Raw genomic sequence first — 22,419 nt, forward strand, 5'->3', positions numbered from 1 at the left:
ATGAAAAAAATATTAATCATACTTGTAGCTCTGTTTGAATTTGCATTTGGAGTAAAATTAGTAGTGCTGGATCCTGCTGCGGTAGAAATACTATATATGCTCAAAGCCGAAGATAATATAGCCGCTATAGCCATTTCATCTATGACTAAAATTTATCCAGAAGATAAAACCGCACAACTTCCAAATGTCGGCTCTTATATGAAACCGAATTTAGAACGCATAGTGGAGATAAACCCGGATCTTGTGATAACAAGTTTCCACTCTATAAATGTAGATAACGATCTAAAAAATCTAGGCTTAAAAACATTAAGTTTAAATGCAAACAGTTTGAACGACATTTATAAAAATATAGAAAAAATAGCAGATATAACTCAAAAACAAGAAGAAGGCAAACAGCTTATAGATGAGATAAAATCTAAGTTATCACATCAAGATAAATTAAGTGGTAAAAAGGTTGTAGTTCTATTTTCTGCACTAAATTTAATGGCTTTTAATAGCGGAACTCTGCCCATAGATATCACAAATAACTTAGGTCTAAAAAACATAGCCGAAAATCTGCAAGGGGCTACTTCGGTGATTCAAACTGAGTATATTTTAGAGCAAAATCCCGACTTTATCATAGTTGTAGAAACAGCAAACAACTCCAAAAGTCTCTTGCAACTCTATCCTGTTTTAAGCAAAACTAAAGCTGCCAAAGATGGCAAGATAATCTCAGTGCCCTCAGCCCTTATATTAAGAGGAACTCCAAGAATAACTCAAAGTATAGAAAAAATTTATGAAATTCTAGCAAAATAAATATAGCTGATATTTCTTCTATCAAAAGTAGACAATACTCCGGACTTAAAAAATAGAAAAAGAAGTGAATTTAAATCCACTTCTTTTAAATTTAAACAGCATTTAAAGCTAGTTAAACAACCAAAAAAACTATATAAATTGTTAAGATAACATACAAAAACAAATTATAAGCATTAATAATAATATGATAAAATGCCGTCTCATAAAACGATATATTTTGAGAAATAATATATAAACGAATATATCAAAAAATAGTAGAAAACGAGACAGCATGAAAAACATAGTTATATACTCAAGCGTCACAGGTAACACAAAAAAGATAGCAAAAGCAGTATCTGAATCTCTTAGTTGTATCTATATCAGCTTCAAAGACGCAAATTTTGTAAATTTAGATGAATTTGAATTTATAGCTCTTGGATTTTGGGTAGATAAAGGATATCCAGATAGAGATATGAAAGCTTTTATGCAAAGCATAAAAAATAAAAATATCGGTCTTTTTATGACTCTTGGAGCAGATCCAAAAGGCGAACACGCTAAAAAATGTATGCAAAATGTAAAATATATGATGCAAATAAATGGTTGCAATATTAAAAAAGAGTTCATATCTCAAGGCGCTATAAGCCCGAATTTAATAAATAAAATTACAAAAGCAGGCAAATCAACACCGCATAGAGAAGCTAGATGGAAGGAAGCTAGCACTCATCCAGATAACAATGACCTTTTAAACGCCAAAATAGCATTTAGCAAAAACAAGCAGCTTCCTAAAATGAACTCTATTTAACTCTTATTGTCTTCTACCAAAAGTTATAGCATAAACTTCATTTCTTATATCAAATAACTTATCTTTTGGTGCGCCAACTCCAGAAGGTATTTCTGAAGGAAAATACACATCAGAGTTGCAACCCTCGCCATCGTATTTATATACTTTTAAAGTTCCGGCCAACACCTCTTTGTGTTTTCCTTTCCAAAGAGTAGCAGGATCATCTACAGGATCATTTTCATTTGCCAAAGTCAAGTACATTTTATACTCAACCGGCGAGCTTTTTACATGCTCTTTAAATCTTTGTGATAAATAGTCGTTACTAAGAGTTTTTTCCTCATCTTTATTTAAATACTTCACACCACTAACAGGTTCAAATCTCCATTTAGCAGCTATCATTTTATCATCTTTAGCACTCTTAAACCAAAATGTATGAGCACTGAAAAATGGCGTATTTGCAACGCTAGAAGTGATTCCGATGCTATTTATATAGTTATCAAAGTTTCTATAAGAATTTACTTTTTGCATAGACTCTTTGATAAAATCAGAATCAACTTTTCCATCTACAGGAATACGCATTTTAAAAAAATCTCCGAATTATTTAGCGTTTTTAGCAAAAACTATAGGTAAATTTAGCATAACCATAGTCCATAAATCGCCATCACCTTGCATTTTTATAGCCATACCGCGAGGTTTGCTTTTATCATCCATGATAGCTCCGCCTAAAGAGTATCTTATCTGAGCATCTATCTTATCTTTTTTAAAAAGAGGAACATTAACAAATTTTGAAATCTCTTTTGAAGGCTCAAAAACACCGCTTGCGCAAAAACCTTTTGTATGATTTATCTTAGCTTTTGGATGCTCTGCAGAGTAATTTAGTTGATAAAATATATCAGCTAGATCCTCGGCACTATATGAGCTCGGTAATTTTTGCTCAGCATTTAGCGCAGACACGAAAAGACATGCTGCAGCACAGAAACTAAAAACTTTATTCATTATTTCTCCTTAAAATTTTAATAAGGAATTAGTATAATTAAATTTAGTAAATAATAAATTAATTACTAAATTATAGTAAATTAAAAATTAAATTTATATAAACTTATTATAATAAAATTGTAAATCAATAAAAAACTTAAATGACGGATTATAAATTTAAAAATATATAAAAAATATAGTAGAATATGGTGCCTAGGGGGAGACTCGAACTCCCGACCTCCGGCTTATGAGACCAGCGCTCTAGCCAGCTGAGCTACCGAGGCGCACCAAAAGTAAGAAGCGCATTATATCCTATGAAAGCTTATATCTAAATTAATCTTTTTTAAGATAAATTTGGATTTTTAAGGTACAATAACGTTTAAAAATTTATACAAAAAAGGAACAATTATGTTAAATTTACTTAAAAAGATGGCATTTGCTCTCGCGTTTTTAGTTATATTCGTAGCAGGAGTTACATTTGATGCAAAGTTTTTGATGCAAAATCAATTCAGCGACAAAGAGCTCACATTCTCTAGAAATGTTGATGAAAGTATCAAAGTAGAACCTTCGGTATTTATTTCTGAACCAAGATTCGTGTCTTCTGCTCTACTAAGAAACAAAAGCTCACTCACTACCTTAGAAAAAGATTCTATCAAAAACACGTTCAACGCTATCATAAATCGTGCAAAAGAAGACGGTATATGCACGGGAGGTAGCTATAGTATAGAACCTAGCTATTCATATGAAAACGGTAAAGAAGTTATAGTAGGACAAAATGCCAATGCAAAACTCAGTTGCAAAATCACAAAAGAAAACCTCAACTTATACAACAAATTTCTAGCCGATGTAGATACGATACTTGAAACAAACGAATTCATATCATCTGTAACTCCAGCTATAAGAGAAAGTAGCGATCCAGAAGTAGCAGCCAAAAACGCAGAGATACTGTATGATAAAATCATTCAAAAAGCACTATCTTTCGAGAAGCATTATTCAGAAATTACAAATAAATTATGCACAACCAAAGATATAAATTTTGATATGCCACCTACTCTTTTAAGAGCAAATTATAAAACTATGAGTATGCAAGGAGATGGCATAGCGCTGCCTATAACAGATGAACAAAATCAAAAACTAAGCGCAAATGTAATTTATATGTGCAAATAAATAATTATTTTTGTTCTTTTAGCAAATAAAAGCTAAAAGAACAAAGCATTAAAAAAGTTAAATTACTGTTTTAATTGAAGTAAAGTATTAAGCATCTGATCGCCGGTGGTTATCGTTTTTGAGTTAGCTTGATATCCACGTTGTACGACTATAAGCTGAGTTAAAGAACGAGATAGATCAACGTTACTCATCTCAAGGCTAGAAGCATTTATCTTTCCACGGCCTGCTGTTTGAGCCGAACCGATAACAGGAGCTCCAGAGTTTGCAGTCTGAACAAATACGTTACCGCCATCGCTCTCTAAACCTTCGTTATTCGTAAATTTAGCAAGTGCCACTTGAGCTAGTCCAAAGCTTCTACCATTTGTAAATGCTCCGATGATAGTTCCGCTCTCATCTACTCTTAGCTCATTTAGCGTACCGGCTGTGTAACCGTCTTGAACAATGTTATCTGTAGTACTGGTATTATCATTGCTTCTTAATCCGTTGTAGTCTCCGATTTTTCCAAAATTTATCTCTATATTTTGTCCTGGAGCACTACCGTTATTTGCAGTGAAAGTAAGATTTGATGGACTATAGCCTAGTAAGCTTCCATCGGATTTAAATCTAACGGTACCTGCTATGACATTTGCGACTTCACCTGTTTCGGTATTTATTTTACCTGGTTCTGGTACTTGGATAAGCATAGACCACTCAGTACCGTTTTCAGGGCTATAACTGATCTTTCTAAATTCCATTTTTATCTCGTGTTTTGAACCCAAACTATCGTAAATTTCGGTTGTAGCAGCGTGACTTGACATAACTATATTTGACGAAGTTTTCTCACCAGTTCCGGTACTTAAACCGCCGCCCAAGCTCGAAAATACATCCGTGAATTTAGTATTTTCATTTATATTCGTGTTTGGATCACTTAGTCCAGTGATAGCTAAATGCATATTGTAGTCGTTGGTAAACGTATCGTTATTTACAGGGACATTTACGGTACCATCCGGATTTGTAGTAGCTAGAGGATTATCTGACGCACTACCATCTGTAACTAAAGCACCTGTCGCATCTACGGCTAAATGACTATCATTTTCTCCGTATGCAGCGTCGCCTTGTGGATTTTTTACCACAAACTGACCTTTTTCATTTACGGTTATCTCTACACCGTCGTTTCTATTTCTATCTTTAAGGCTTGCATTTGAGTATTTACCGTCTGGATCTGCTGCTGGTAACTGAATACCGGCTGCCGCATCAGTATCTATAGCCCCGGACCAATCTAAAGCCGAATATTCAGCTAATTTATCATTTGATATGGCGGCATTTATAGCAGCAGTAACTTCTGCTGGAGTAGCTGTAGTTGGAGTAGCATTTATAGCGGCTATTATAGCGGCAGTAGCGGCTATCGCTCCTTGACTTATAGGAACTATAGCATCTACTCTAGTTTTTTCAGCTGTTGCAGCATTTAGCATAGCAGCCCTATCTGCTCCTACAGCCGCCGTAGCAACAAGTTGAGCATTTGTAGCTGCTTGACTTACATTTTCTCCTTGATAGTTTACATACTCCCTTGCATCTGTTTGCATAGCTTTTCTTAAATCTTCAGTAGTATGCACCTTTCTAGCAGAGCTATCGTTGTATGAGTGGTTACCTCCGGTAGCTGTAGCGGTATAAGTATATTTATAAGCCGTAATAACATTTGTAGATGTCATAGATGTAGTATCCCCGCTAAGCTTAGTTATCTTGATATTTTTCATAGTATCGGTGCTACCGAGATTATTTTGATTTACTAGTTGGATTTGGTTGCCGTTTATAAGGCTAGCAGTGACGCCTGTCTTATCAGTAATCGTATTTATCTTATTTACCACATCTTCTATATTGGTAACGCTAGTAGAAGGTATCTCTATACCGTTTATCGCTATATTGAGTCTATGTCCTCCTACTGGAGCGGGAGCTAAACCACCGAATGTAGCTTTAGCATCGGCGTAGCTTACCCACATACCTTGGCCGTCTCTTAAGTTAAAAGCTTCGCCTGTTGCGTTAAAGAGAACTCCTAGATCAACTCCCGTTTCTTTAACCTTGACTTGTTTATCTTTATCTACATAGTATTCGTTTTTGCTCAAATCATTTTCGTTTTTAGTTTCACCATCTTCCCATATACCGTTACCATTTTTATCTAACCAACCGTTTTTAGAATCAAGTGAATAAATAGGTGAGCTTTTAGTTCCTATCGAACTTCCTGAGTTTAAATTTCCTATTAAAGCTACTTCGGTAGTAGCGCGCGCCGGAGTGCTAAGACCCGGTTCTATCTGGATATTTTTAACAGGACCGGTAGGATCTATAGTGCCCGTATCTTCATTTCGGAGCCAGCCTTGAACGATATAACCATTTTTATCGACAAAATTTCCTAAACTATCACGGCTAAAATCTCCGTTTCTAGTATATTTATACGTTTTTCCACCGTCTGGAGAAACGACAAAAAATCCATCACCTTGTATGGCTAAATCTGTATTTTTATCTGTTGTTTGAACTGAACCTTGCTTGAATATCTTTGTTACTGAGTTTATCTGAGTACCTAAACCTATTTGCATTGAGTTTTTACCGCCTAAGTCGCCTTGTGGAGCGGTTGCTACTTTTGCTGTTTGACTAAATAAATCTGCAAAGCTCGCACGTGAATATTTAAAGCCTACTGTATTAACGTTGGCTATATTATCACCTTCGACGTCCATGGCTATCTGGTGAGCTTGAAGTCCAGTAACTCCAGCCCATAATGCTCTCATCATATCTTATCCTTTATGTTGGCTGCATTTGCTGCGGATTAAAATTTGATGTTATATAAGCAATTTTTGTTCCGAATTTGATTTTTTAAATTTTTTAAATTTTTATCAACGATAATTTGAAAAAGTAAAATACCGCTACGATCAAACCGGGCTAAATTTAAAAATCAAATTTAGTAAGATCGTATAATTTAATAGTTTTTTCCAGCTGTTTTACATATGTTTTACCCATTTGTGAATAATTTTCCATAGTTTTTGCAGCCTCTAAACCATCGTATATTAGCCCTTTTTCTCGGTAAATAGCTCTCATATCTCGAAACTGAGCGTAAGCAGGATGAGAGTTCAAATTTAAAGCGTAAGCATTTACCGAATCATCAAGAGAGTTAAATATCTTGATTTTATGCATTTTGTCCTCATCTCTATTTAGAGGAACTAGTCCTTTGCCGCCCCACGTCCAGTGACCAAAAAGGTTATTTGCTTCTTTTGCAAAACGACTCTTTCCCCAACCGCTCTCTATAGTAGCTTGAGCTATAGCTAAAGAAACTGGCACGGAGTCTAATTTTAACTTATATTCGCTCTCATCAAATAAATTTGAGATTTTATACTCTTTTTGGATAGATACGAGCCGTTTTAAATTTGAGACATCTATATCTCTAAAAGATTTTTGGTAAATTTGTTTTAGATAATTCAATGCAAACGCGCGTTTTTGCAAAGTCTGGGTATTTGCATTTTTAGTAAGCTTAGAAATAGTTTTGGCAAACTCTACTTTTTGTTCATTTATACTAAGCATATAATAGTTAGGAGAAAAGCCTGCAGCTAACTTAACAGCCATAAATATAAGTATAATTTTAACTAATACTCGTATCAAAGCAGTGTTTGACCTTGCCTTTAAAATATATAGTTTCGCCATCAAATTTAAGCCATAAATCCTCTTTGCTTTTTGGATTTACTTTTAAACAGGGATTAAATTTAAAACGATCGACTCCAGTATAAAATGAAGCCGCCATACCGGTACCGCAAGCATTTGTTTCGTTTTCAACTCCACGCTCAAACGTGCGCACCCCTAAAACTCCGTTGTCTTTTAGATGAGCGAAATTTACATTTGCGTTGTATTTTTTTCTAAGTTCGGAACAAACGCTGAGATCAAATTTAGAAAGATTATCTACAAAAGTTACTAAATGAGGAACTCCCGTATCATAAAAACTCCACTCAAAACCGTACTCTATAAATGGCTCACTCAGCTTTTTTGGCGCCGTTAAAGCCACTTCTACAAAATCATTGTCTATGCTCGCTTTTATGATCCCTGCACCTGTTTTAAATGAGCAGTTTTTAGAACATAGTGAGTTTTGATAAGCATAAAGCGCGGCTGCTCTTGAACCATTTCCGCACATTGATGCTAAACTCCCATCGCTATTGTAAAACTCCCATTCAAAATCACACTCTTTGCTGGGCAAAATAACTATAAGTCCATCTGCTCCTATAGAGTTAAATCTATCACATAAACTCATAGCCAACTCTCTTCTATTCAAGCTTTTAAACGTATGAAATATAACAAAGTCATTTCCGCTGGCATTATATTTTGAGAGTTGCATAATTTTCCTTTAATTTTTCTATAAAATTATTTAGTTCTAAATTTAGATTTTTTAAGTTACCGTCATTTTTAATGACAAATTGGGACTTAGCCACTTTTTCTTCTATATCTATCTGCGTACTCAAACGAAGCTTAGCATCTTCTTTGCTGAGTCTATCTCTGCTAATAACTCTATGCAATAAAATATGCTCCGGAGCATAAATCAAAACAACTTTATCAAAATTATATGCGTTTTTTTCAAAATATAGCGGAATATCGATAAAGTACGGAAGACCTTTATCTTCCAAAAAATGTGCTTTTTCATATATAATAGATCTTATTTGCGGATGTAAAATACTCTCAAGAAGTTTCAATTTTTCTCTATCTTTAAAAACTAGAGCTCCTAACTTTTTTCTATCGACATTGCTTCCGCTAACAAACTCTTTTCCAAATTCTTTTGCTATCTTATCAGAACTCTTATCTAGCACGTCGTGAGATATTTTATCTGCATCAATCACGCTAAAACCGTACAATTTTAGCATATTTACGACTGTACTTTTGCCAGATCCGATGTTTCCGGTGATAACATATGCGTTGCGGAATTTAGAGTTTATGGGCTATTACCTCTATTTCTATTTTTACGCCTTTTGGCAGATCTTTAACGCCAACCGCACTTCTAGCCGGATATGGCTCACTAAAATACTTAGCATACACTTCATTCATAGCTGAAAAATCATTTATATCAGTTAAAAATACGGTGGCTTTAACAACATTTTTGTAACTAAGTCCAAGCTCTTCTAATATACCTCCGACATTTTTTAAGGCTTGAGTAGTTTGATCTTCTATACTGCTAGCTATTAAACCGTTGTTGGGATTTACCGGAATTTGACCTGAGCAAAATATCATATCACCAACTTCTCGATAAGCGCTGTATGGTCCGATAGCTTTTGGGTATCTCAAGGAAACATCGGTATTACCGAGTACTTCGCTTGTTTTCATCTTATATCTCCTTAAAAAATTATAGATTACATTCTATCATAAATTTATAAATTTAAAAAGACTACCTAAAAAGCATAAGAAGCTCTTTTAATAGAATGTAAGCTGAATTTAGCTAAAATCCTGCCAAAAATAAAGGTTAAACAATGATAAGTTATAAAGAAGCCGGTGTAGATATAGACGCGGGAAATAGCTTTGTAGAAGGTATAAAACCTTTTGTGAAATCAACTCTTACGCCAAATGTAATAGGAGGTATAGGATCATTTTCAGGAGCATTTCGTCTACCAAGCGGATATCAAAAACCGACTCTTTTAGCAGCTACGGATGGAGTAGGAACTAAGCTTCGCCTTGCTATAGACTCAAATAGATTAGAAACTATTGGGCAAGATCTAGTAGCTATGTGCGTAAATGACCTTATTTGTAACTTTGCTACGCCTATGTTTTTCCTAGACTACTACGCTAGCGCAAAGCTTGATGTTGATAGTGCCAAAAAAGTCGTAAAAGGTATAAGCGATGGATGTATCATTGCAAAATGCGCTCTTATAGGAGGAGAAACCGCTGAAATGCCTAGTATGTATGATGGAAAAGACTTTGATCTAGCAGGGTTTGCGGTGGGAATTGCCGAAGAAGATGAGATAGATAGAACTAAATTTGTAAAAAACGGTGATATTTTAGTAGCTCTGCCTAGCTCTGGTTTGCATTCAAACGGATATTCATTAGCTCGTGCAGTTGTATCGAAAATGGGATTAAATTTAAATGATAAATTTGAAGATAAAACTCTTATAGAAACACTTTTAGAGCCGACTCGTATCTATGTAGATGATTTTTTAAATTTAAAAGATAAAATATCTGCTCTAGCACATATAACAGGCGGCGGAATAGTCGAAAACCTACCCAGAGTATTTCCATCTGGTCTTGGCGCAAAAATAGAAAGAAGCTCAATAAAAACTCCTGAGATATTTAAACTTCTAGCTAAAAACGTATCTGTTAGCGAGATGGATAGAACATTTAATTGCGGAGTCGGAATGATCTTAGTAGTACCAAAAAATAATGTTACTAACGTGTTAGCAAACTGTAACGGATATGTTATAGGTGAAGTAACACAAGGAGATTCGGTCCGCTTAATATAAGCAAAATAGCTCAATTTAAGCGGATTAAACTTTATGGCTCTATAAAATCAAAAACAAGTTTATTGTATATGATGCTCTCATATCCTTGCCTTAATATAAGATCAAAATCCTGTTCAGTAGGATTTTTAAGCGTAGTTGGATAATTTGCCACTTTTTGGCAGTCCTCTTCGCTCAAAAAATCATTTTTATACTTATCTGCCAAACTCATATCTTGTTTTGCTCGTCTAACAACTTCACTAAAATCCCGACCCATTTTTAGATAATAACCGTTTTTATTTCTAAAAATGAAATCACGAAATGCTCTAGCTCTTAAGATCGATATTTGATCTGTCGTTACATCAACTATACGCGTGACTGTCTTTTTTGACTGAAATGATATAGATTTACCCGCATTACTAAGTATGCAAAAATTAACATCATCTGAGTACATTCCGTTATTTTCCATTTGATAAATCGGCTCAAGACCAAAATTATCATAAACGCCACCATCCCACAAATGCAATTTATCGCTTTTAGGCTCGATTTTAGTTCCTGATTTATCGCACCATTCAAAAGGCTTAGTATCTATCTCGTAAGTTCCTATCAAAAATGGAAACGCTGCACTAGCGGCTATCGCGTCAGCTAATGGAAAATTAGAATCTTTAATATATCCAAAAGCCCAGTCTCCAACAATATCTTGTGAAAAACGAAAGTGTTTACCTGTTTCGTAACTCGTGCAAACAACACTCCATAAAGGTTTTTTAGATATATCGCCAAATCCTCCATTAATTCCCCAATGTTTAGCAAGAGCCAAAGCAATGGCGTTAGCTTTTTTATTAAATTTAAACTTAAAAATAGCTTCTATAATAGCCTTTTGCTCTAAATTTACGTTTAAAATTTGGTCTTTAAGAGTCGGCAAAATAGTAGTTAAATACTCACTACTAGTAGGAAAACGCATATTGTTTTTAGCATACAAAAGCCCTACACACATACTAGCTCCAGATACTGACGATATATGCGTAACTTGCTCTAAAAGGTTATTTTCGGCTAGATATTTTAGAACTCCAAGATGATAAATCGCAGCTCTAATGCCTCCTCCAGACAATGCTAAACCGATTTTCAATTCAGATCTTTTCATTATAACTCTCTTTTAATTTTGTTATCCATTCATCTAAGGTTTTTTCAAAACCTATTGCATTACTTTTATAAAATTTAACTTGTGTGCTCATATATTTTTGCTCTACCCAGCCTCCAAAATCATGCGGATATAGATATTCGCTTTTTGCCTTATCTGTATTTATGAGATACTTTGGCACCGGCAACGCAGGTCTGTTTTCTACAAATTCTATAGCATCATTTATAGCTTTATAACTTGAGTTTGATTTTGGTGAACTTGCCAAATACACGGCGCATTGAGCCAATATAATTCTAGCTTCAGGATAGCCTATTTTACTAACAGCTAACATAACGTTAGTAGCTAAATTTAGTGCGTTAGGATTTGCATTTCCTATGTCTTCACTAGCAAATATCACCATACGTCTAGCTAAAAATGCCGGCTCTTCACCGCCTTGTATAAGCCTTGCTAGATAATAAATACTAGCATCTATATCGCTACCGCGCAGACTTTTTATAAGTGCGCTTGTCAACTCATAATGCGTATCACTGTTACTTACGCCTTCACTTACTCTATGAGAACGAAGAGTTTTTAATATATTTAAACCAATACTTTTATCCGCGCTCAATGCAAACTCAAGTAAATTTAAAAGGCTTCTAGCATCTCCCCCGCTACTGTTAATAAGATAATCTTTTGCTTCATTTGTTATTTCAAATTTAATAACATTTTGAACTTTTGTTAGTAAAATCGTTAGCTCATCATGGCTAAGAGGTTTGAACTCAAATATCATCATTCTTGATCTTATCCCACTACTAACAACAAATTTAGGATTTTCTGTAGTAGCGCCCATAATGATACATTTTCCTTTTTCCATAGGAATCAAAAGAGTCTCTTGCTGAGTTTTACTAAGCCTGTGAAACTCATCTATAAAAATCAACGGTTTATATAGAGTAGTTTCGAATTTAGATATAATTTTTCTTATATCTTCACTCTTTAAATTTGCGCCGTCGAGTTCAAAAAACTCATAATTCATCTGCTTTGCTATAATTTTTGCCATAGTCGTCTTACCACAACCAGTAGCACCAAAAAATAGACTATGAGGTATCTTTTTAGATTTTATAAATTTAGAAAATAGCTCTACAATATCTTTTTGTCCGACCATATCATTGATATTATTTGGTCTAAAATCATTACTTAAATCCATCTTAGCCTTTTTTTGATAATATAAAAACGCAAAGCATTATCAGTATAAACCCTAAATAATCAAAAAATACAAACCTAACTCCCAGCCAAACAGAAGTAAAAAATGCGGCGGCAACAGGTTCAATGGCGGCTATAAGACTTGCTCTACTAGCTCCTATTATACCTACTCCGGTCATATAAAAACTAAAAGCTAAAACCGTTCCAAATAGTATAACTCCGCCAACAGCCAAGTATCCGCCAAGATCGTTAACCCCATCTAAAGTCCAAACTTTCATATATAAACTCAAGATAGTTCCACCGATGATAAGACCCCAGCCAAGCACCAAAGATATAGGAAAATCTTTATTAAGACGTTTTGGAACTATGTTATAAACAACCACGCAAAGTGCGCTTATAAAACAAAATACAAGAGCTTTTTGACTTATAACAAGAGTGGTAAAATCCCCATGAGTAGCCAAGAAAAATACTCCAAATATAGCAAATCCAAGCGCTACTAGCTCTTTAAAATACGGTAGTCGCTTATCCATAAAGCATACTACTATCAAAATGAATACCGGAGCCGTGTATTGTATAACAGTTGCAACTGCAGCATTTGAAAGCTCAATAGAGTAAAAATAACTGTATTGAGTCATCATAAGACCTATAATCGCATAAACTAAAATTTGCGGTATATTTTTTGGATTCTTAAATGGAAGAAAAATTATTTTCGGACTTTTTATAAGATAAACTGATAGTAAAATTATACCAGATATAAGCAGTCGATATGGAACAAGCCAGTCTGAGCTTACTCCTTTTTGTTCAAAAAGATACTGACCACAAGCACCGCTAAAACCCCATAAAACTCCGCCGATAAGCGTGATGAAAACGCCAAAAATGTAGCTATTATTTTTCATCACACTATTATAGCAGAGTTTTTTATATTTAAATAGAATTTAAATTTTTATTTGATTAATGGCAACCACAACCATCGCTAATAGCATGTAAAACAGCTTCATAGTTTGGCTCTGTTGTTATCTCGCTAACTATCTCTTTATATTTTACAACTCCGTCTTTGTCTAGTACAAAAACAGCTCTTGTAAGAAGTCCTTCAAGTGGGCTATCTTTTACAAGCACACCGTATGCATTACCGAATTTGGCACCTCTAAAATCACTACCTACTCTCAAATTTTCGATACCTTCTGTAGTGCAAAATCTACCCATAGCAAATGGAAGATCCATAGATATAATGCTTATAGATACTCCACTTTTGCTAGCCATTTTTTCATTAAATTTTCTAGCTTCAGCTGCGCATACTCCAGTATCAAGTGAAGGCACTACAACTAAAACTTGATATTTGCCCGTAGCTCCGCCTACTTTGAATGTAGAAAGATCTTTGCCTACCAACTCAACTTCTGGTGCTACTTGACCTACATTTACACTATTTCCGCTTAAAGTTACCGGATTACCTTGGAATGTTACATTTGACATTTTTTTATCCTTTTAAATTTGATTTAAAAATTATAACACACAAAAGATAAATAAACTCTTAAAATATTAATTAAAAGTTATCTTTTAGTCACTACAATAGTACTCGTAAGCAAATCTTGAATATTACGCTTATCTTTCCTAAAAAAACAAAATAGTGATCCGCCAAATATAAAAGTAGTTATAAAAAGAATATAGCGGAGCATATAAGAGATAAATCCGGCTTTTTTGCCATCTAAGCTCACAAGATATATATTTTGTGATCTATATCCGGGGCTTTGAGCATTAAGTGCAAAAAATAGACTTTGGATAACACCAAAAACCAACCAAACGCCAAATATGGCAAGCTGATTATGCTGAAAATCATTTTTACCGTCTAAAATCAAATATGTTGTTATATATAAAAGAGGCACGGCTATAAGAAACATATCTATTATAAAAGCCTTTACTCGGCTTATAAGAGCAGACGGAACGGCTTTTGGTTTTTGGCTCATCAGTTGCCGCGACTTCCTGGTTTTATAGCTTTGCTGCCGGTTTTACAAAGAGGGCACTCTTCTGGAGTATAAATTTCAAACTCAAAATTTCCAAGAGCAAATAGAGGTTTATCAACAGGAAGTTTACAACTTGATTTGCCTTCGTTTCTCATATTATGAACTTTACAAAATCCTCTATTTGCAAGTGCCGCAAATCCAACCACCACGCCGCCCAACTCTTCTATAATCTTAGCGCTTTCAAGAGCTGAGCCTCCAGTAGTGATAATATCTTCGCAAATAATAAATTTTTCGCCCTTAGCAACGCTAAATCCGCGTCTTAAGCTCATTACTTTTTCTACTCTTTCAGTAAATATAAATCTTTTAGCTCCGGCACGCGCCAGCTCATATCCAGCTAAAATTCCTCCAAGAGCAGGAGAGCAAACACTATCAAACTCCACTCCTGCGTTTTTTATAACTTCAAATAGTTCGTCTGCTAATTTTCCGGCTAAAATAGGATTTTCTAAAACCTTTGCGCTTTGCAAATAATACTCAGAGTGGTTTGCGCTGCTGAGTAAAAAATGCCCCTTTAAATACGCTCCCGCATCACGGTAAATATCTTCTAAGTTCATAATTAAACCTTTAAAAGCTCTGCTTCTTTGTCTTTAACGAGTTGATCAATCTTTGATATATAACTATCTGTGATTTTTTGAACCTCATCATAGCCCTTTTTTATTTCGTCTTCGCTAACTGATTTATCTTTTTCTATTTTTTTGATATCATCGTTTGCGTCTTTTCTAATATTTCTTATGGCAACTTTGGCTTTTTCACCCATAGATCTCGCCTCTTTTGCATTTTTTTGTCTATCTTCTGTAGTCATAGGAGGAAAAAATAGTTTAACGCTATCTCCATCATTATTTGGATTTACTCCGATATTTGCTGCTTGAATAGCAGAAGATATAGCTTTTAGCATGGTTTTCTCCCATGGAGAAATAGATATAGTACTAGCATCGGTAGCAAGCACCGTAGCTACTTGATTCAACGCAGTAGGACTGCCGTAGTAATCAACATTTATATGATCTACTATATTTATATTTACCTTACCTGTTCTAAGAGTGGTAAAATCACGCTTCAAAACTTCTAAAGCTTTATCTGAAAATGCTTTTTGGTTTTTATAAATTTCATCTAACATTTTTATCCTTTATAATCATTTGGGTTGTTGTTTTGTGACCGTCATTTATTATTACTCTAACTCGTCTTTTTGTAAGCTTTTTTGAGATATTTACATCTATAATACCATCACTCACATCAACTCTCATAGATCCCAAGCCGCTTATATATAATTGAGCAGATGTAGAGTTTGAATCTATTTTTGCTATTACATTATCTAAAATAGAATTTGATGGATATGTTAATGGCTGTATGAAATCAGCTTTTAAATATCTGCTTGACAACATCGCCTTTAAATTTGTTCCGTCCATAGACGGTATTCTATCTAAATCGCCTATACTGCTACTAGCAGATACGGCTCCTGAGTTTTGGTTAAAACTAGCTTCTAATCCATACTCTTTTGCCATATTAGTTATAGTTTGATTATACTCGCCATAAGGATAGCTAAAATACTGTGGTTTATATCCTAAATTATGTTCAAAAATTTGGATGCCTTTTTCAAAATCATCTTTAATTTCAGACTCGTTTAAATACGTCATATATTTATGTGAATAGCTATGATATCCTATCTCGGCACCCCAGTTCTGCACATCTTTTATATCATCAAAACTCATATAATCGCCGTACTTTTTCTGCGAAGCCTCAACATAAACAAAAAGGGTAAATGGATATCCAAATTCCTTAAAAATAGGAAATCCGTTTTTATAAAAGCTTTTATATCCGTCATCTATAGTTAAAACCAACCAATTATCCGGTATATATTCTGAATTTTTAACTTTTTGAATTAACTTTTTAAGGGGCACTATCTCATATCCGTTTTCATTAAAATATTTAAACTGCTCGCGTAAATTTTGGAGCGATATATTAGTACTCGGATATCTATCGTCGCCAAATCTATGATATATCAAGATATGGGCATCTGCAAACATCCAAGTTGCAAACAGGAAAAAAGATAATAATAACCGCATTAGTTGGCCGGTGCAACTGGTGCTGCTGGCGCAGCCGGAGTAGCTCCAGTTTCTGGAATTATCATATTTTTAAACTCTTTTGTCTCTACAACTGAATTTCTTAAAGATTGATTATAAGTATAACCTAGTGCTAATGTATTTAATACAAAAAGTAGTCCTATAAAAAATGTAAATTTAGCCAAAAATCCAGCAGGACCTTTAGCGCCAAATAAACTTTCATTGCTTCCGCTATATGCGCCAAGACCTATTGAAGAGCTTTTTTGAAGCAAAATAGCGATAGTTAAAATTACAGCTAATATAAATTGTAAGGCTAGAAATATTGAACTCACGAGTATCCTTTTATTTTGTTTATTAACTCGTGATTATATCAAAATAAGATAAAAATTTAGTTAAAGCTTAGCGCCGCCAAGAAGCAGCGCTATTTTATTTTATTCGTTTTTATTAAATATGCCAAGAAGTTGCAATAATGATATAAATAAATTTAATATATCAAGATATAACGCAACAGCTGCCAAAACAGGACTATCATATCCGCCACGTATTATCATCTGAGTATCATACAGTATATATGCGCTAAAAAGTATAGCTCCGATCGCCGCTACAACTGTCGCTAAAAGAGCACTTTGGAAAAATAAATTTAGTAAGCTTGCTACAACTATAACTATCAAAGTTATAAATAGCATTTTTCCCATAGCTGAGAAATCTTTTTTTGTATTAAATGCAAAAACAGTCAAACCGCCAAAAGCAACAGCAGTCATTAGAAACGCTTGAGTTATGATATTTCCCATTCCTGCACCGATATATGTATTTAATACAGGACCCAAAGTAAGACCGCTAACAAACGTAAAACCAAATAGCATAACTAATGCCAAACTTGGATTTTTCTTTGAAAACATAAGCCCAAATAGAAGTGCAAACTCCACTATAAGCAGCATCCAGCTAAAAGTTTTTATATAATCTACGCCGATATAAGCTCCGGCTGTTGCAGCTACCAAAGACGCAGTAAGAAGCTGATAAGTTTGTTTTACAAAAGTGGCTCTAGCACTTTGCAAACCCGCTTCTTCATAATTCGCTTGCTCTTTGGCGTAATTTCTATCATAAAGACTCATTAATTATCTCCTTTTTTTGAATTTATATGAGTGTATCAAAAAATATTTAATATAAGATAAATTTTATATTAAATATATTATTTAAGTTTTAGAGTATAAATATTTTTTAAGCTATATTTTTAAATTTTCAAAAAATTAAATTTAATTCATCAAACTTTATTCATAATCTTAAAATATCTCTTTATTTATGTTCATTAAATTTCAATAGTGAAATAGGATAAAATTATAATTTAACTTTGATATATTGAAGATATTTTTTAAATTTAAAAAAGTATAAATTTAGTGGCCGGGAGAAAGGGATTCGAACCCCTGGAGGCTTTCACCTCAACGGTTTTCAAGACCGCCGCTTTCGACCACTCAGCCATCTCCCGAATTAACATTAATCTGAAGTTTTTTCTTCTACCCAGTCAGCGCTTTGATTGACCTTTTTCTTTGACCATTGATAAGCACTATTAGAGTCTTCTTTTATACCATGCCAAGTGCTTGAACAGCCTAAAAATGCAGTAATTATAAGCGTCATAACAAAGTAACGCACAATTAACTCCTATTTTATCATGGAGGCGACACCCAGATTCGAACTGGGGGTAAAAGCTTTGCAGGCTTCTGCCTTACCACTTGGCCATGTCGCCATGCAAACAAATACTAAATTTGGTGGTGCCCAGAGCCGGACTTGAACCGGCACGGAAAAAATATCCGAGGGATTTTAAGTCCCTTGTGTCTACCATTCCACCACCTGGGCTAAATAAAAATGGAGCGGGAAACGAGATTCGAACTCGCGACCCCAACCTTGGCAAGGTTATGCTCTACCCCTGAGCTATTCCCGCAAAATTTTTAAGAGTTGAAATAATATCAAAACAAAGCTTAAAATTTTATTTGATAAAATTAGAAAAATATTAAATTTCAAAAAAATATAAGTAAAAAGTTGGTAATATTCCAAAACACGAATTATTCGTGTACATTTACTTAGGGGTTATAGCTCAGCTGGGAGAGCGCTTGAATGGCATTCAAGAGGTCGGCGGTTCGATCCCGCTTAACTCCACCATTTTTAAATTTAAATAATCCAAAATATCTTACTTTAGTATAAAAAATCATATAAAGTTTAAAAACAATAGCTTAAGCAAATATTTAGTTTAGTGTAACAAATATATATTTATTTCATATTAATTTATAAATTTATAAAAAATTTAAATTTTATTTAAATAAATTAGAATAATATATATTTAAGAAAATAATAAAGGAATATTATGAAAAAAAGCGATAAAATGGTTATAATCGCATTGTGTACATTTTTAAATAGCTATATTTTTGCACTTGAACCAAATTTTGAAAAAGATTTAGATATTATAAATACAAAATCTGCTTATGAGCAAGGCATAACCGGGCAAGATGTATTTATAGGCATATTTGATGATGATTTTAGGTTAGAACATAGTAGTTTAAATGATCAAATACTAGAAGCTCTTACTTTTAGTGATCAAACTAAAGCAAATTATTGGAATTATAATTCACACGGTTCCCAAGTAGCCGCAATCGCTCTAGGAGCTTTTAATAATCCCATTATGCATGGAGTTGCTTATAACGCAAAAGGTTATGGAATGCAAGCTCCTGCCTCGCTTGATGCATTTAATCACATTAAGGAAAATTTAGATGCGGAGTATAAGTTTTTCGGAGATCCAAATAAAAATATTAAAATTATAAATAACTCATTTGGAGATTTTGTATTTCCTATTTTGCATATCGACGCTACTGAAGATTTTTATGAATTAACGCAAGATGAAGTCGAGGATTATATAATCGAAGCTATGGATCAAACAAATGCAAACTCATCTATAATCAGACTGTCGAAAGAAAAGCAAATTTTAAATATTTTTGCTGCTGGAAACTCAGGCATATCTTCTCCATCCACTTTGGCTTCTTTGCCTCATTACGATCAAGATCTCAATGCTTGGCTAGCTGTCGGAGCTATAGATTCGTCTAAAGTAACGAAGTTGGGCGATGAGGGATTTGATATGAGCAAACCTTTTGCATTTACGGATTTTAGTAACGCTTTTAAAGGAACGGCTTATTTTTCTATATTAACTCCTGGTGAATATATCTGGTCTGCCGATAGCGCCACTACAAATGGTTTCGTACCAGAACAAGGCACATCTATGGCCGCTCCTTTTGCAACTGGAGCGGCGGCTTTAGTATCTCAAAAGTTTCCTTTTTTAAACGGCAAACAGATAGGAGATCTGCTGCTTAGCACTGCAAACAGCAATATAAAACTGCCAAAAATGGTTTTAAAAAATATCACAAACAATAAAAGTAAAAAACTATTTGTAAGCTTAATTTACGTAGATAATGCAATTCCTACTATGGCAGACGGTTCTCTTGATTGGACACAGATAAATAAAGATAGGATAGAAGCGGGTTATACAGATGAGGAGATTGCAAAATTTTATACGCAGTACTTCAAAAAATACTCTATCAAAACAACAGACAAACAAATTCAAAAATATATCGCTGAACAAATAGATTTTATTAGTGATATAAATAATATTCAAGTATCTTCTATAACCAAAGAAGAACTTATAGGTCAAGGTATCTTGGATATCAAAAAAGCCATGAACGGACTAGCGCTTTTAGACGCAAATAGACTTACTCTAAATGATATTTTAAATTATGGAAATGAACAAGCACTTTATTACACTATAGACACAAATGGATATAACGCTACTTTTGCAAACGATATAGCCCAAAGAAAATATAATCCGCTATGGCACTATAAAGGCGGAGAATATAGTATGCATGATCTAAACGTAGGATTTATAAAAGACGGTGGCGGTATTTTAACTCTTAGCGCAGATGCTTTTTTTGAAGGAAATACTATAGTAAGAAACGGGGGACTAAAGCTGTTTAGAACAGGCAATAAAGGCGGAGAGATTAAAAATAGTAATGTTTTTGTAGAGCAAGCCGGTACATTAAGCGGAAATGGAATTATCCAAAAAAATCTGTACAATCAAGGCATAGTTCGACCAGGAAATGAAGATTTAAGCGATTTAATCATAAATGGAACATATACTCAAAACGGAGAAAATGCATCACTTCAGATAGACGTTGCAAATTTAGCTAAAAACAACTCTAAATTAATAGCTAATAACTATGATATCAAAAACTCAAAGCTTGTGTTTATACCTCTTACGGATACATTTTATGAAAAAAATACAAAAATAAAACTAGATTTAGGAAATTTAAAAAATCATTTAAATTCATTTAGCACTATAGAGTTAGAAAAATCCTTAACTTTGGATTTTGATATATCTCAAGACAAAGAAAGTATTGTATTTAAAGGAGTTAAAAACGGAGCTTATGATATAAAAAACTCGGGCATCGGAGCAAGTTTAAGAGATATTCGCTATAAGCTAAATGATCCAAATTTAAATAAACAAAATCTCTATAAAGATTTTTTTAAAAACTTAGATACAAGCAAAGATATAAGCAGTATACAAAACACGGTAAAAAGTATAGATAATCAAAGCTATCTATCAAATATCTCGGCTTTAATAGAAGATCAAGCAAAAATTACACAAAATTATACTATTTTTGCTATAAATAACAATTTATCAAACACGCTCTTTGCGCCGAACAACGACTATGCTCAGAACAAAGAATATTTTTGGTATGCGGCTCCAAATTACAAAAAAACAGATGCGGATGAGTATAAAGGACGCAAAATAGGAACTGATTTTGGTTTTGGAACTAGCATGAGCGACAATGGACAAATTTCATTAAATTTAGGAGCAAGCAATACAAAAAATAAATTTAACGAATCTAATTACGAAACAGATAGTATAAATGCGGGTATAAACTATATTTATGATTTTCAAAATTTTAAAGTGCTAAGCGCGGCTGCTTTAGGATACGGCAAAAACACGTTAGATCTAAGCTCAAATCCGATTCTTAGCAGCAGCTCGAAATCAAATTATAACCATTTTATAGCAGGAGCTATGATGGGCTTAGCAAAAGATTTTGAATTTAATAATATCATTTTAACTCCGATTAGCTACGTGAATTATAACTATATTTATCAAGAAGGATTTGATATAAATAGCAATATTTTTGCTAGAAAAGTTGATAGCATCTCTCATCATACAACCAGTATAAATGCTGGACTAAACTTAGCTTATTTAAATAAAAATCAAAACATAACTACAAAGCTATCGAGTTACGCTATTTATGAGTATCGTTTAAGTGGAAAAGATATCAAAAACTCATCTAAATTTATAGATTTTAGTTCTAACGGTTTTACTCAAAAATATGAATTAAGTGAACATTTACTCACTATAGGAGCAAATTTAGAAATGCTATATCCAAACGACGTTTTTATAAGATTTAGCACAGCAGCAAATATACAACAAGATGCAAAAAGCCTAAATTTGACGGCAACAATAGGAAAAATGTTTTAACCAGATATTAAATACCGGTTACGTAATCGGTATTTAATCTTAAAATCAAACCGCACTCACCTCATCAATGGCTCGCAGTGCGTTTAAACTCCTTGGGTAGTAGATATAAGAAATTAACGAAGTTACGACATCTATAAGAATTTCCCTTGTGTTTCTTAAATTTATATTTCTGCTGCGTGAGCTTTTATCTATAGCCTCACCAAAAAACGCTCTTTGTATAGCTAAACTTTTTTCCTTCTCTGTCGCTTATAGTCGTTGTAGATGCATTTTTTAAAGGAAACTTAATGCCATCATTTCTAAAAACCTCATTACAAGCATGTATAAAATCATCTATTTTTACAAAACCGACAT

21 protein-coding genes, 6 tRNA genes and 1 pseudogene are annotated in these 22,419 nt (G+C 33.8%); 6 read left to right on the plus strand and 22 right to left on the minus strand.

The genetic code is table 11. The features are described from left to right. Together DQN38_RS08600 and DQN38_RS08605 are read left to right on the plus strand one after the other, a co-directional pair. Positions 1 to 795: an ABC transporter substrate-binding protein gene (locus DQN38_RS08600; RefSeq protein ID WP_065843622.1), complete on the plus strand. Its 795-nt coding sequence runs from the start codon at positions 1 to 3 to the stop codon at positions 793 to 795. A gap of 271 nt (positions 796 to 1,066) precedes the next feature. Then, on the plus strand, positions 1,067 to 1,576 hold the full coding sequence (locus tag DQN38_RS08605) for a flavodoxin family protein (protein WP_002847790.1): 510 nt from the start codon (positions 1,067 to 1,069) through the stop codon (positions 1,574 to 1,576). Positions 1,577 to 1,579: 3 nt separating this feature from the next. Here the strand turns inward: DQN38_RS08605 and DQN38_RS09350 are convergent. Both DQN38_RS09350 and DQN38_RS08615 read right to left on the minus strand, forming a co-directional pair. Next, positions 1,580 to 2,551 (minus strand): annotated as a pseudogene (locus DQN38_RS09350) (catalase). A gap of 186 nt (positions 2,552 to 2,737) precedes the next feature. After that, positions 2,738 to 2,814 (minus strand) — tRNA-Met (locus DQN38_RS08615). A gap of 124 nt (positions 2,815 to 2,938) precedes the next feature. On the opposite strand from DQN38_RS08615, the gene DQN38_RS08620 reads away from it, so the two are divergent. Further along, positions 2,939 to 3,697, plus strand: coding sequence for a hypothetical protein (locus tag DQN38_RS08620; protein ID WP_002847791.1), 759 nt, complete (start codon positions 2,939 to 2,941; stop codon positions 3,695 to 3,697). A 62-nt stretch (positions 3,698 to 3,759) separates the two neighbouring features. On the opposite strand, the gene flgE is transcribed toward DQN38_RS08620, so the two are convergent. The 5 genes from flgE to DQN38_RS08645 form a co-directional block, all read right to left on the minus strand. Continuing rightward, positions 3,760 to 6,456: a flagellar hook protein FlgE gene (gene flgE / locus DQN38_RS08625; protein ID WP_065843623.1), complete on the minus strand. Its 2,697-nt coding sequence runs from the start codon at positions 6,454 to 6,456 to the stop codon at positions 3,760 to 3,762. 154 nt (positions 6,457 to 6,610) lie between these two features. Then, positions 6,611 to 7,282, minus strand: a complete 672-nt coding sequence (locus DQN38_RS08630; protein WP_029662442.1) for a glucosaminidase domain-containing protein — start codon at positions 7,280 to 7,282, stop codon at positions 6,611 to 6,613. A 16-nt stretch (positions 7,283 to 7,298) separates the two neighbouring features. After that, positions 7,299 to 8,042, minus strand: coding sequence for a diaminopimelate epimerase (gene dapF / locus DQN38_RS08635; RefSeq protein WP_065843624.1), 744 nt, complete (start codon positions 8,040 to 8,042; stop codon positions 7,299 to 7,301). Beyond that, a complete protein-coding gene (gene coaE / locus DQN38_RS08640; RefSeq protein WP_038454341.1) occupies positions 8,023 to 8,634 on the minus strand; it encodes a dephospho-CoA kinase in 612 nt (203 codons plus the stop codon). The genes dapF and coaE overlap by 20 nt, the downstream gene beginning before the upstream one ends. Continuing rightward, the gene (locus DQN38_RS08645; RefSeq protein WP_002847808.1) at positions 8,624 to 9,019 is read right to left on the minus strand and encodes a RidA family protein; all 396 of its coding nucleotides are present in this window, start codon (positions 9,017 to 9,019) and stop codon (positions 8,624 to 8,626) included. The genes coaE and DQN38_RS08645 overlap by 11 nt, the downstream gene beginning before the upstream one ends. A gap of 143 nt (positions 9,020 to 9,162) precedes the next feature. Here DQN38_RS08645 and purM point away from each other — a divergent pair, with 143 nt between their 5' ends. After that, positions 9,163 to 10,146, plus strand: a complete 984-nt coding sequence (gene purM / locus DQN38_RS08650; protein ID WP_002847810.1) for a phosphoribosylformylglycinamidine cyclo-ligase — start codon at positions 9,163 to 9,165, stop codon at positions 10,144 to 10,146. 31 nt (positions 10,147 to 10,177) lie between these two features. Here the strand turns inward: purM and DQN38_RS08655 are convergent, their stop codons facing one another. The 15 genes from DQN38_RS08655 to DQN38_RS08720 form a co-directional block, all read right to left on the minus strand. Then, positions 10,178 to 11,263, minus strand: coding sequence for a patatin-like phospholipase family protein (locus DQN38_RS08655; RefSeq protein WP_038454343.1), 1,086 nt, complete (start codon positions 11,261 to 11,263; stop codon positions 10,178 to 10,180). Next, positions 11,250 to 12,443: a replication-associated recombination protein A gene (locus DQN38_RS08660; RefSeq protein ID WP_065843625.1), complete on the minus strand. Its 1,194-nt coding sequence runs from the start codon at positions 12,441 to 12,443 to the stop codon at positions 11,250 to 11,252. Before DQN38_RS08660 ends, DQN38_RS08655 begins: the two co-directional genes overlap by 14 nt. Before the next feature lies 1 nt (position 12,444). After that, positions 12,445 to 13,335: a DMT family transporter gene (locus tag DQN38_RS08665; RefSeq protein WP_065843626.1), complete on the minus strand. Its 891-nt coding sequence runs from the start codon at positions 13,333 to 13,335 to the stop codon at positions 12,445 to 12,447. Between the two features lie 55 nt (positions 13,336 to 13,390). After that, complete coding sequence (gene tpx, locus DQN38_RS08670) at positions 13,391 to 13,909, minus strand: thiol peroxidase (protein WP_002847820.1); 519 nt, start codon at positions 13,907 to 13,909, stop codon at positions 13,391 to 13,393. 77 nt (positions 13,910 to 13,986) lie between these two features. Next, positions 13,987 to 14,400, minus strand: coding sequence for an RDD family protein (locus DQN38_RS08675; protein WP_002847822.1), 414 nt, complete (start codon positions 14,398 to 14,400; stop codon positions 13,987 to 13,989). Further along, a complete protein-coding gene (pyrE, locus tag DQN38_RS08680; RefSeq protein WP_065843627.1) occupies positions 14,400 to 15,008 on the minus strand; it encodes an orotate phosphoribosyltransferase in 609 nt (202 codons plus the stop codon). Before pyrE ends, DQN38_RS08675 begins: the two co-directional genes overlap by 1 nt. Before the next feature lie 2 nt (positions 15,009 to 15,010). Then, positions 15,011 to 15,568, minus strand: a complete 558-nt coding sequence (gene frr / locus DQN38_RS08685) for a ribosome recycling factor (RefSeq protein WP_002847832.1) — start codon at positions 15,566 to 15,568, stop codon at positions 15,011 to 15,013. Beyond that, complete coding sequence (locus DQN38_RS08690) at positions 15,558 to 16,514, minus strand: polysaccharide deacetylase family protein (RefSeq protein WP_225893270.1); 957 nt, start codon at positions 16,512 to 16,514, stop codon at positions 15,558 to 15,560. Before DQN38_RS08690 ends, frr begins: the two co-directional genes overlap by 11 nt. Continuing rightward, positions 16,514 to 16,843, minus strand: coding sequence for a preprotein translocase subunit SecG (gene secG / locus DQN38_RS08695; protein WP_002847836.1), 330 nt, complete (start codon positions 16,841 to 16,843; stop codon positions 16,514 to 16,516). The genes DQN38_RS08690 and secG overlap by 1 nt, the downstream gene beginning before the upstream one ends. Before the next feature lie 99 nt (positions 16,844 to 16,942). Further along, positions 16,943 to 17,623, minus strand: a complete 681-nt coding sequence (locus DQN38_RS08700; protein ID WP_002847838.1) for a Bax inhibitor-1/YccA family protein — start codon at positions 17,621 to 17,623, stop codon at positions 16,943 to 16,945. 283 nt (positions 17,624 to 17,906) lie between these two features. Further along, a tRNA-Ser gene (locus DQN38_RS08705) sits at positions 17,907 to 17,994 on the minus strand. Between the two features lie 8 nt (positions 17,995 to 18,002). Further along, entirely contained in the window at positions 18,003 to 18,158 is a 156-nt protein-coding gene (locus DQN38_RS08980) for a hypothetical protein (protein WP_011732343.1), read from the minus strand. Between the two features lie 20 nt (positions 18,159 to 18,178). After that, positions 18,179 to 18,252 (minus strand) — tRNA-Cys (locus DQN38_RS08710). Between the two features lie 23 nt (positions 18,253 to 18,275). Beyond that, positions 18,276 to 18,362 (minus strand) — tRNA-Leu (locus DQN38_RS08715). Between the two features lie 10 nt (positions 18,363 to 18,372). Beyond that, positions 18,373 to 18,447: transfer RNA gene (locus DQN38_RS08720), tRNA-Gly, on the minus strand. 142 nt (positions 18,448 to 18,589) lie between these two features. On the opposite strand from DQN38_RS08720, the gene DQN38_RS08725 reads away from it, so the two are divergent. Both DQN38_RS08725 and DQN38_RS08730 read left to right on the plus strand, forming a co-directional pair. Then, positions 18,590 to 18,665: transfer RNA gene (locus tag DQN38_RS08725), tRNA-Ala, on the plus strand. Positions 18,666 to 18,867: 202 nt separating this feature from the next. After that, positions 18,868 to 22,068: a S8 family peptidase gene (locus DQN38_RS08730; protein WP_065843628.1), complete on the plus strand. Its 3,201-nt coding sequence runs from the start codon at positions 18,868 to 18,870 to the stop codon at positions 22,066 to 22,068. Positions 22,069 to 22,419 lie beyond the last annotated feature (351 nt).

It is taken from the genome of Campylobacter fetus subsp. fetus (genome assembly GCF_900475935.1).
Classification (GTDB): Bacteria; Campylobacterota; Campylobacteria; order Campylobacterales; family Campylobacteraceae; genus Campylobacter; species Campylobacter fetus.

Bases quoted from the DNA above. Each gene is read 5' to 3' on its own strand.
- pyrE (WP_065843627.1), bottom strand. From the start codon at position 15,008: ATGAACTTAGAAGATATTTACCGTGATGCGGGAGCGTATTTAAAGGGG.
- DQN38_RS08620 (WP_002847791.1), top strand. From the start codon at position 2,939: ATGTTAAATTTACTTAAAAAGATGGCATTTGCTCTCGCGTTTTTAGTT.
- DQN38_RS08660 (WP_065843625.1), bottom strand. From the start codon at position 12,443: ATGGATTTAAGTAATGATTTTAGACCAAATAATATCAATGATATGGTC.
- purM (WP_002847810.1), top strand. From the start codon at position 9,163: ATGATAAGTTATAAAGAAGCCGGTGTAGATATAGACGCGGGAAATAGC.
- DQN38_RS08665 (WP_065843626.1), bottom strand. From the start codon at position 13,335: ATGAAAAATAATAGCTACATTTTTGGCGTTTTCATCACGCTTATCGGC.
- DQN38_RS08630 (WP_029662442.1), bottom strand. From the start codon at position 7,282: ATGGCTGTTAAGTTAGCTGCAGGCTTTTCTCCTAACTATTATATGCTT.
- DQN38_RS08645 (WP_002847808.1), bottom strand. From the start codon at position 9,019: ATGAAAACAAGCGAAGTACTCGGTAATACCGATGTTTCCTTGAGATAC.
- DQN38_RS08675 (WP_002847822.1), bottom strand. From the start codon at position 14,400: ATGAGCCAAAAACCAAAAGCCGTTCCGTCTGCTCTTATAAGCCGAGTA.
- dapF (WP_065843624.1), bottom strand. From the start codon at position 8,042: ATGCAACTCTCAAAATATAATGCCAGCGGAAATGACTTTGTTATATTT.
- frr (WP_002847832.1), bottom strand. From the start codon at position 15,568: ATGTTAGATGAAATTTATAAAAACCAAAAAGCATTTTCAGATAAAGCT.
- DQN38_RS08600 (WP_065843622.1), top strand. From the start codon at position 1: ATGAAAAAAATATTAATCATACTTGTAGCTCTGTTTGAATTTGCATTT.
- DQN38_RS08605 (WP_002847790.1), top strand. From the start codon at position 1,067: ATGAAAAACATAGTTATATACTCAAGCGTCACAGGTAACACAAAAAAG.
- DQN38_RS08655 (WP_038454343.1), bottom strand. From the start codon at position 11,263: ATGAAAAGATCTGAATTGAAAATCGGTTTAGCATTGTCTGGAGGAGGC.
- flgE (WP_065843623.1), bottom strand. From the start codon at position 6,456: ATGATGAGAGCATTATGGGCTGGAGTTACTGGACTTCAAGCTCACCAG.
- DQN38_RS08690 (WP_225893270.1), bottom strand. From the start codon at position 16,514: ATGCGGTTATTATTATCTTTTTTCCTGTTTGCAACTTGGATGTTTGCA.
- DQN38_RS08730 (WP_065843628.1), top strand. From the start codon at position 18,868: ATGAAAAAAAGCGATAAAATGGTTATAATCGCATTGTGTACATTTTTA.
- tpx (WP_002847820.1), bottom strand. From the start codon at position 13,909: ATGTCAAATGTAACATTCCAAGGTAATCCGGTAACTTTAAGCGGAAAT.
- DQN38_RS08700 (WP_002847838.1), bottom strand. From the start codon at position 17,623: ATGAGTCTTTATGATAGAAATTACGCCAAAGAGCAAGCGAATTATGAA.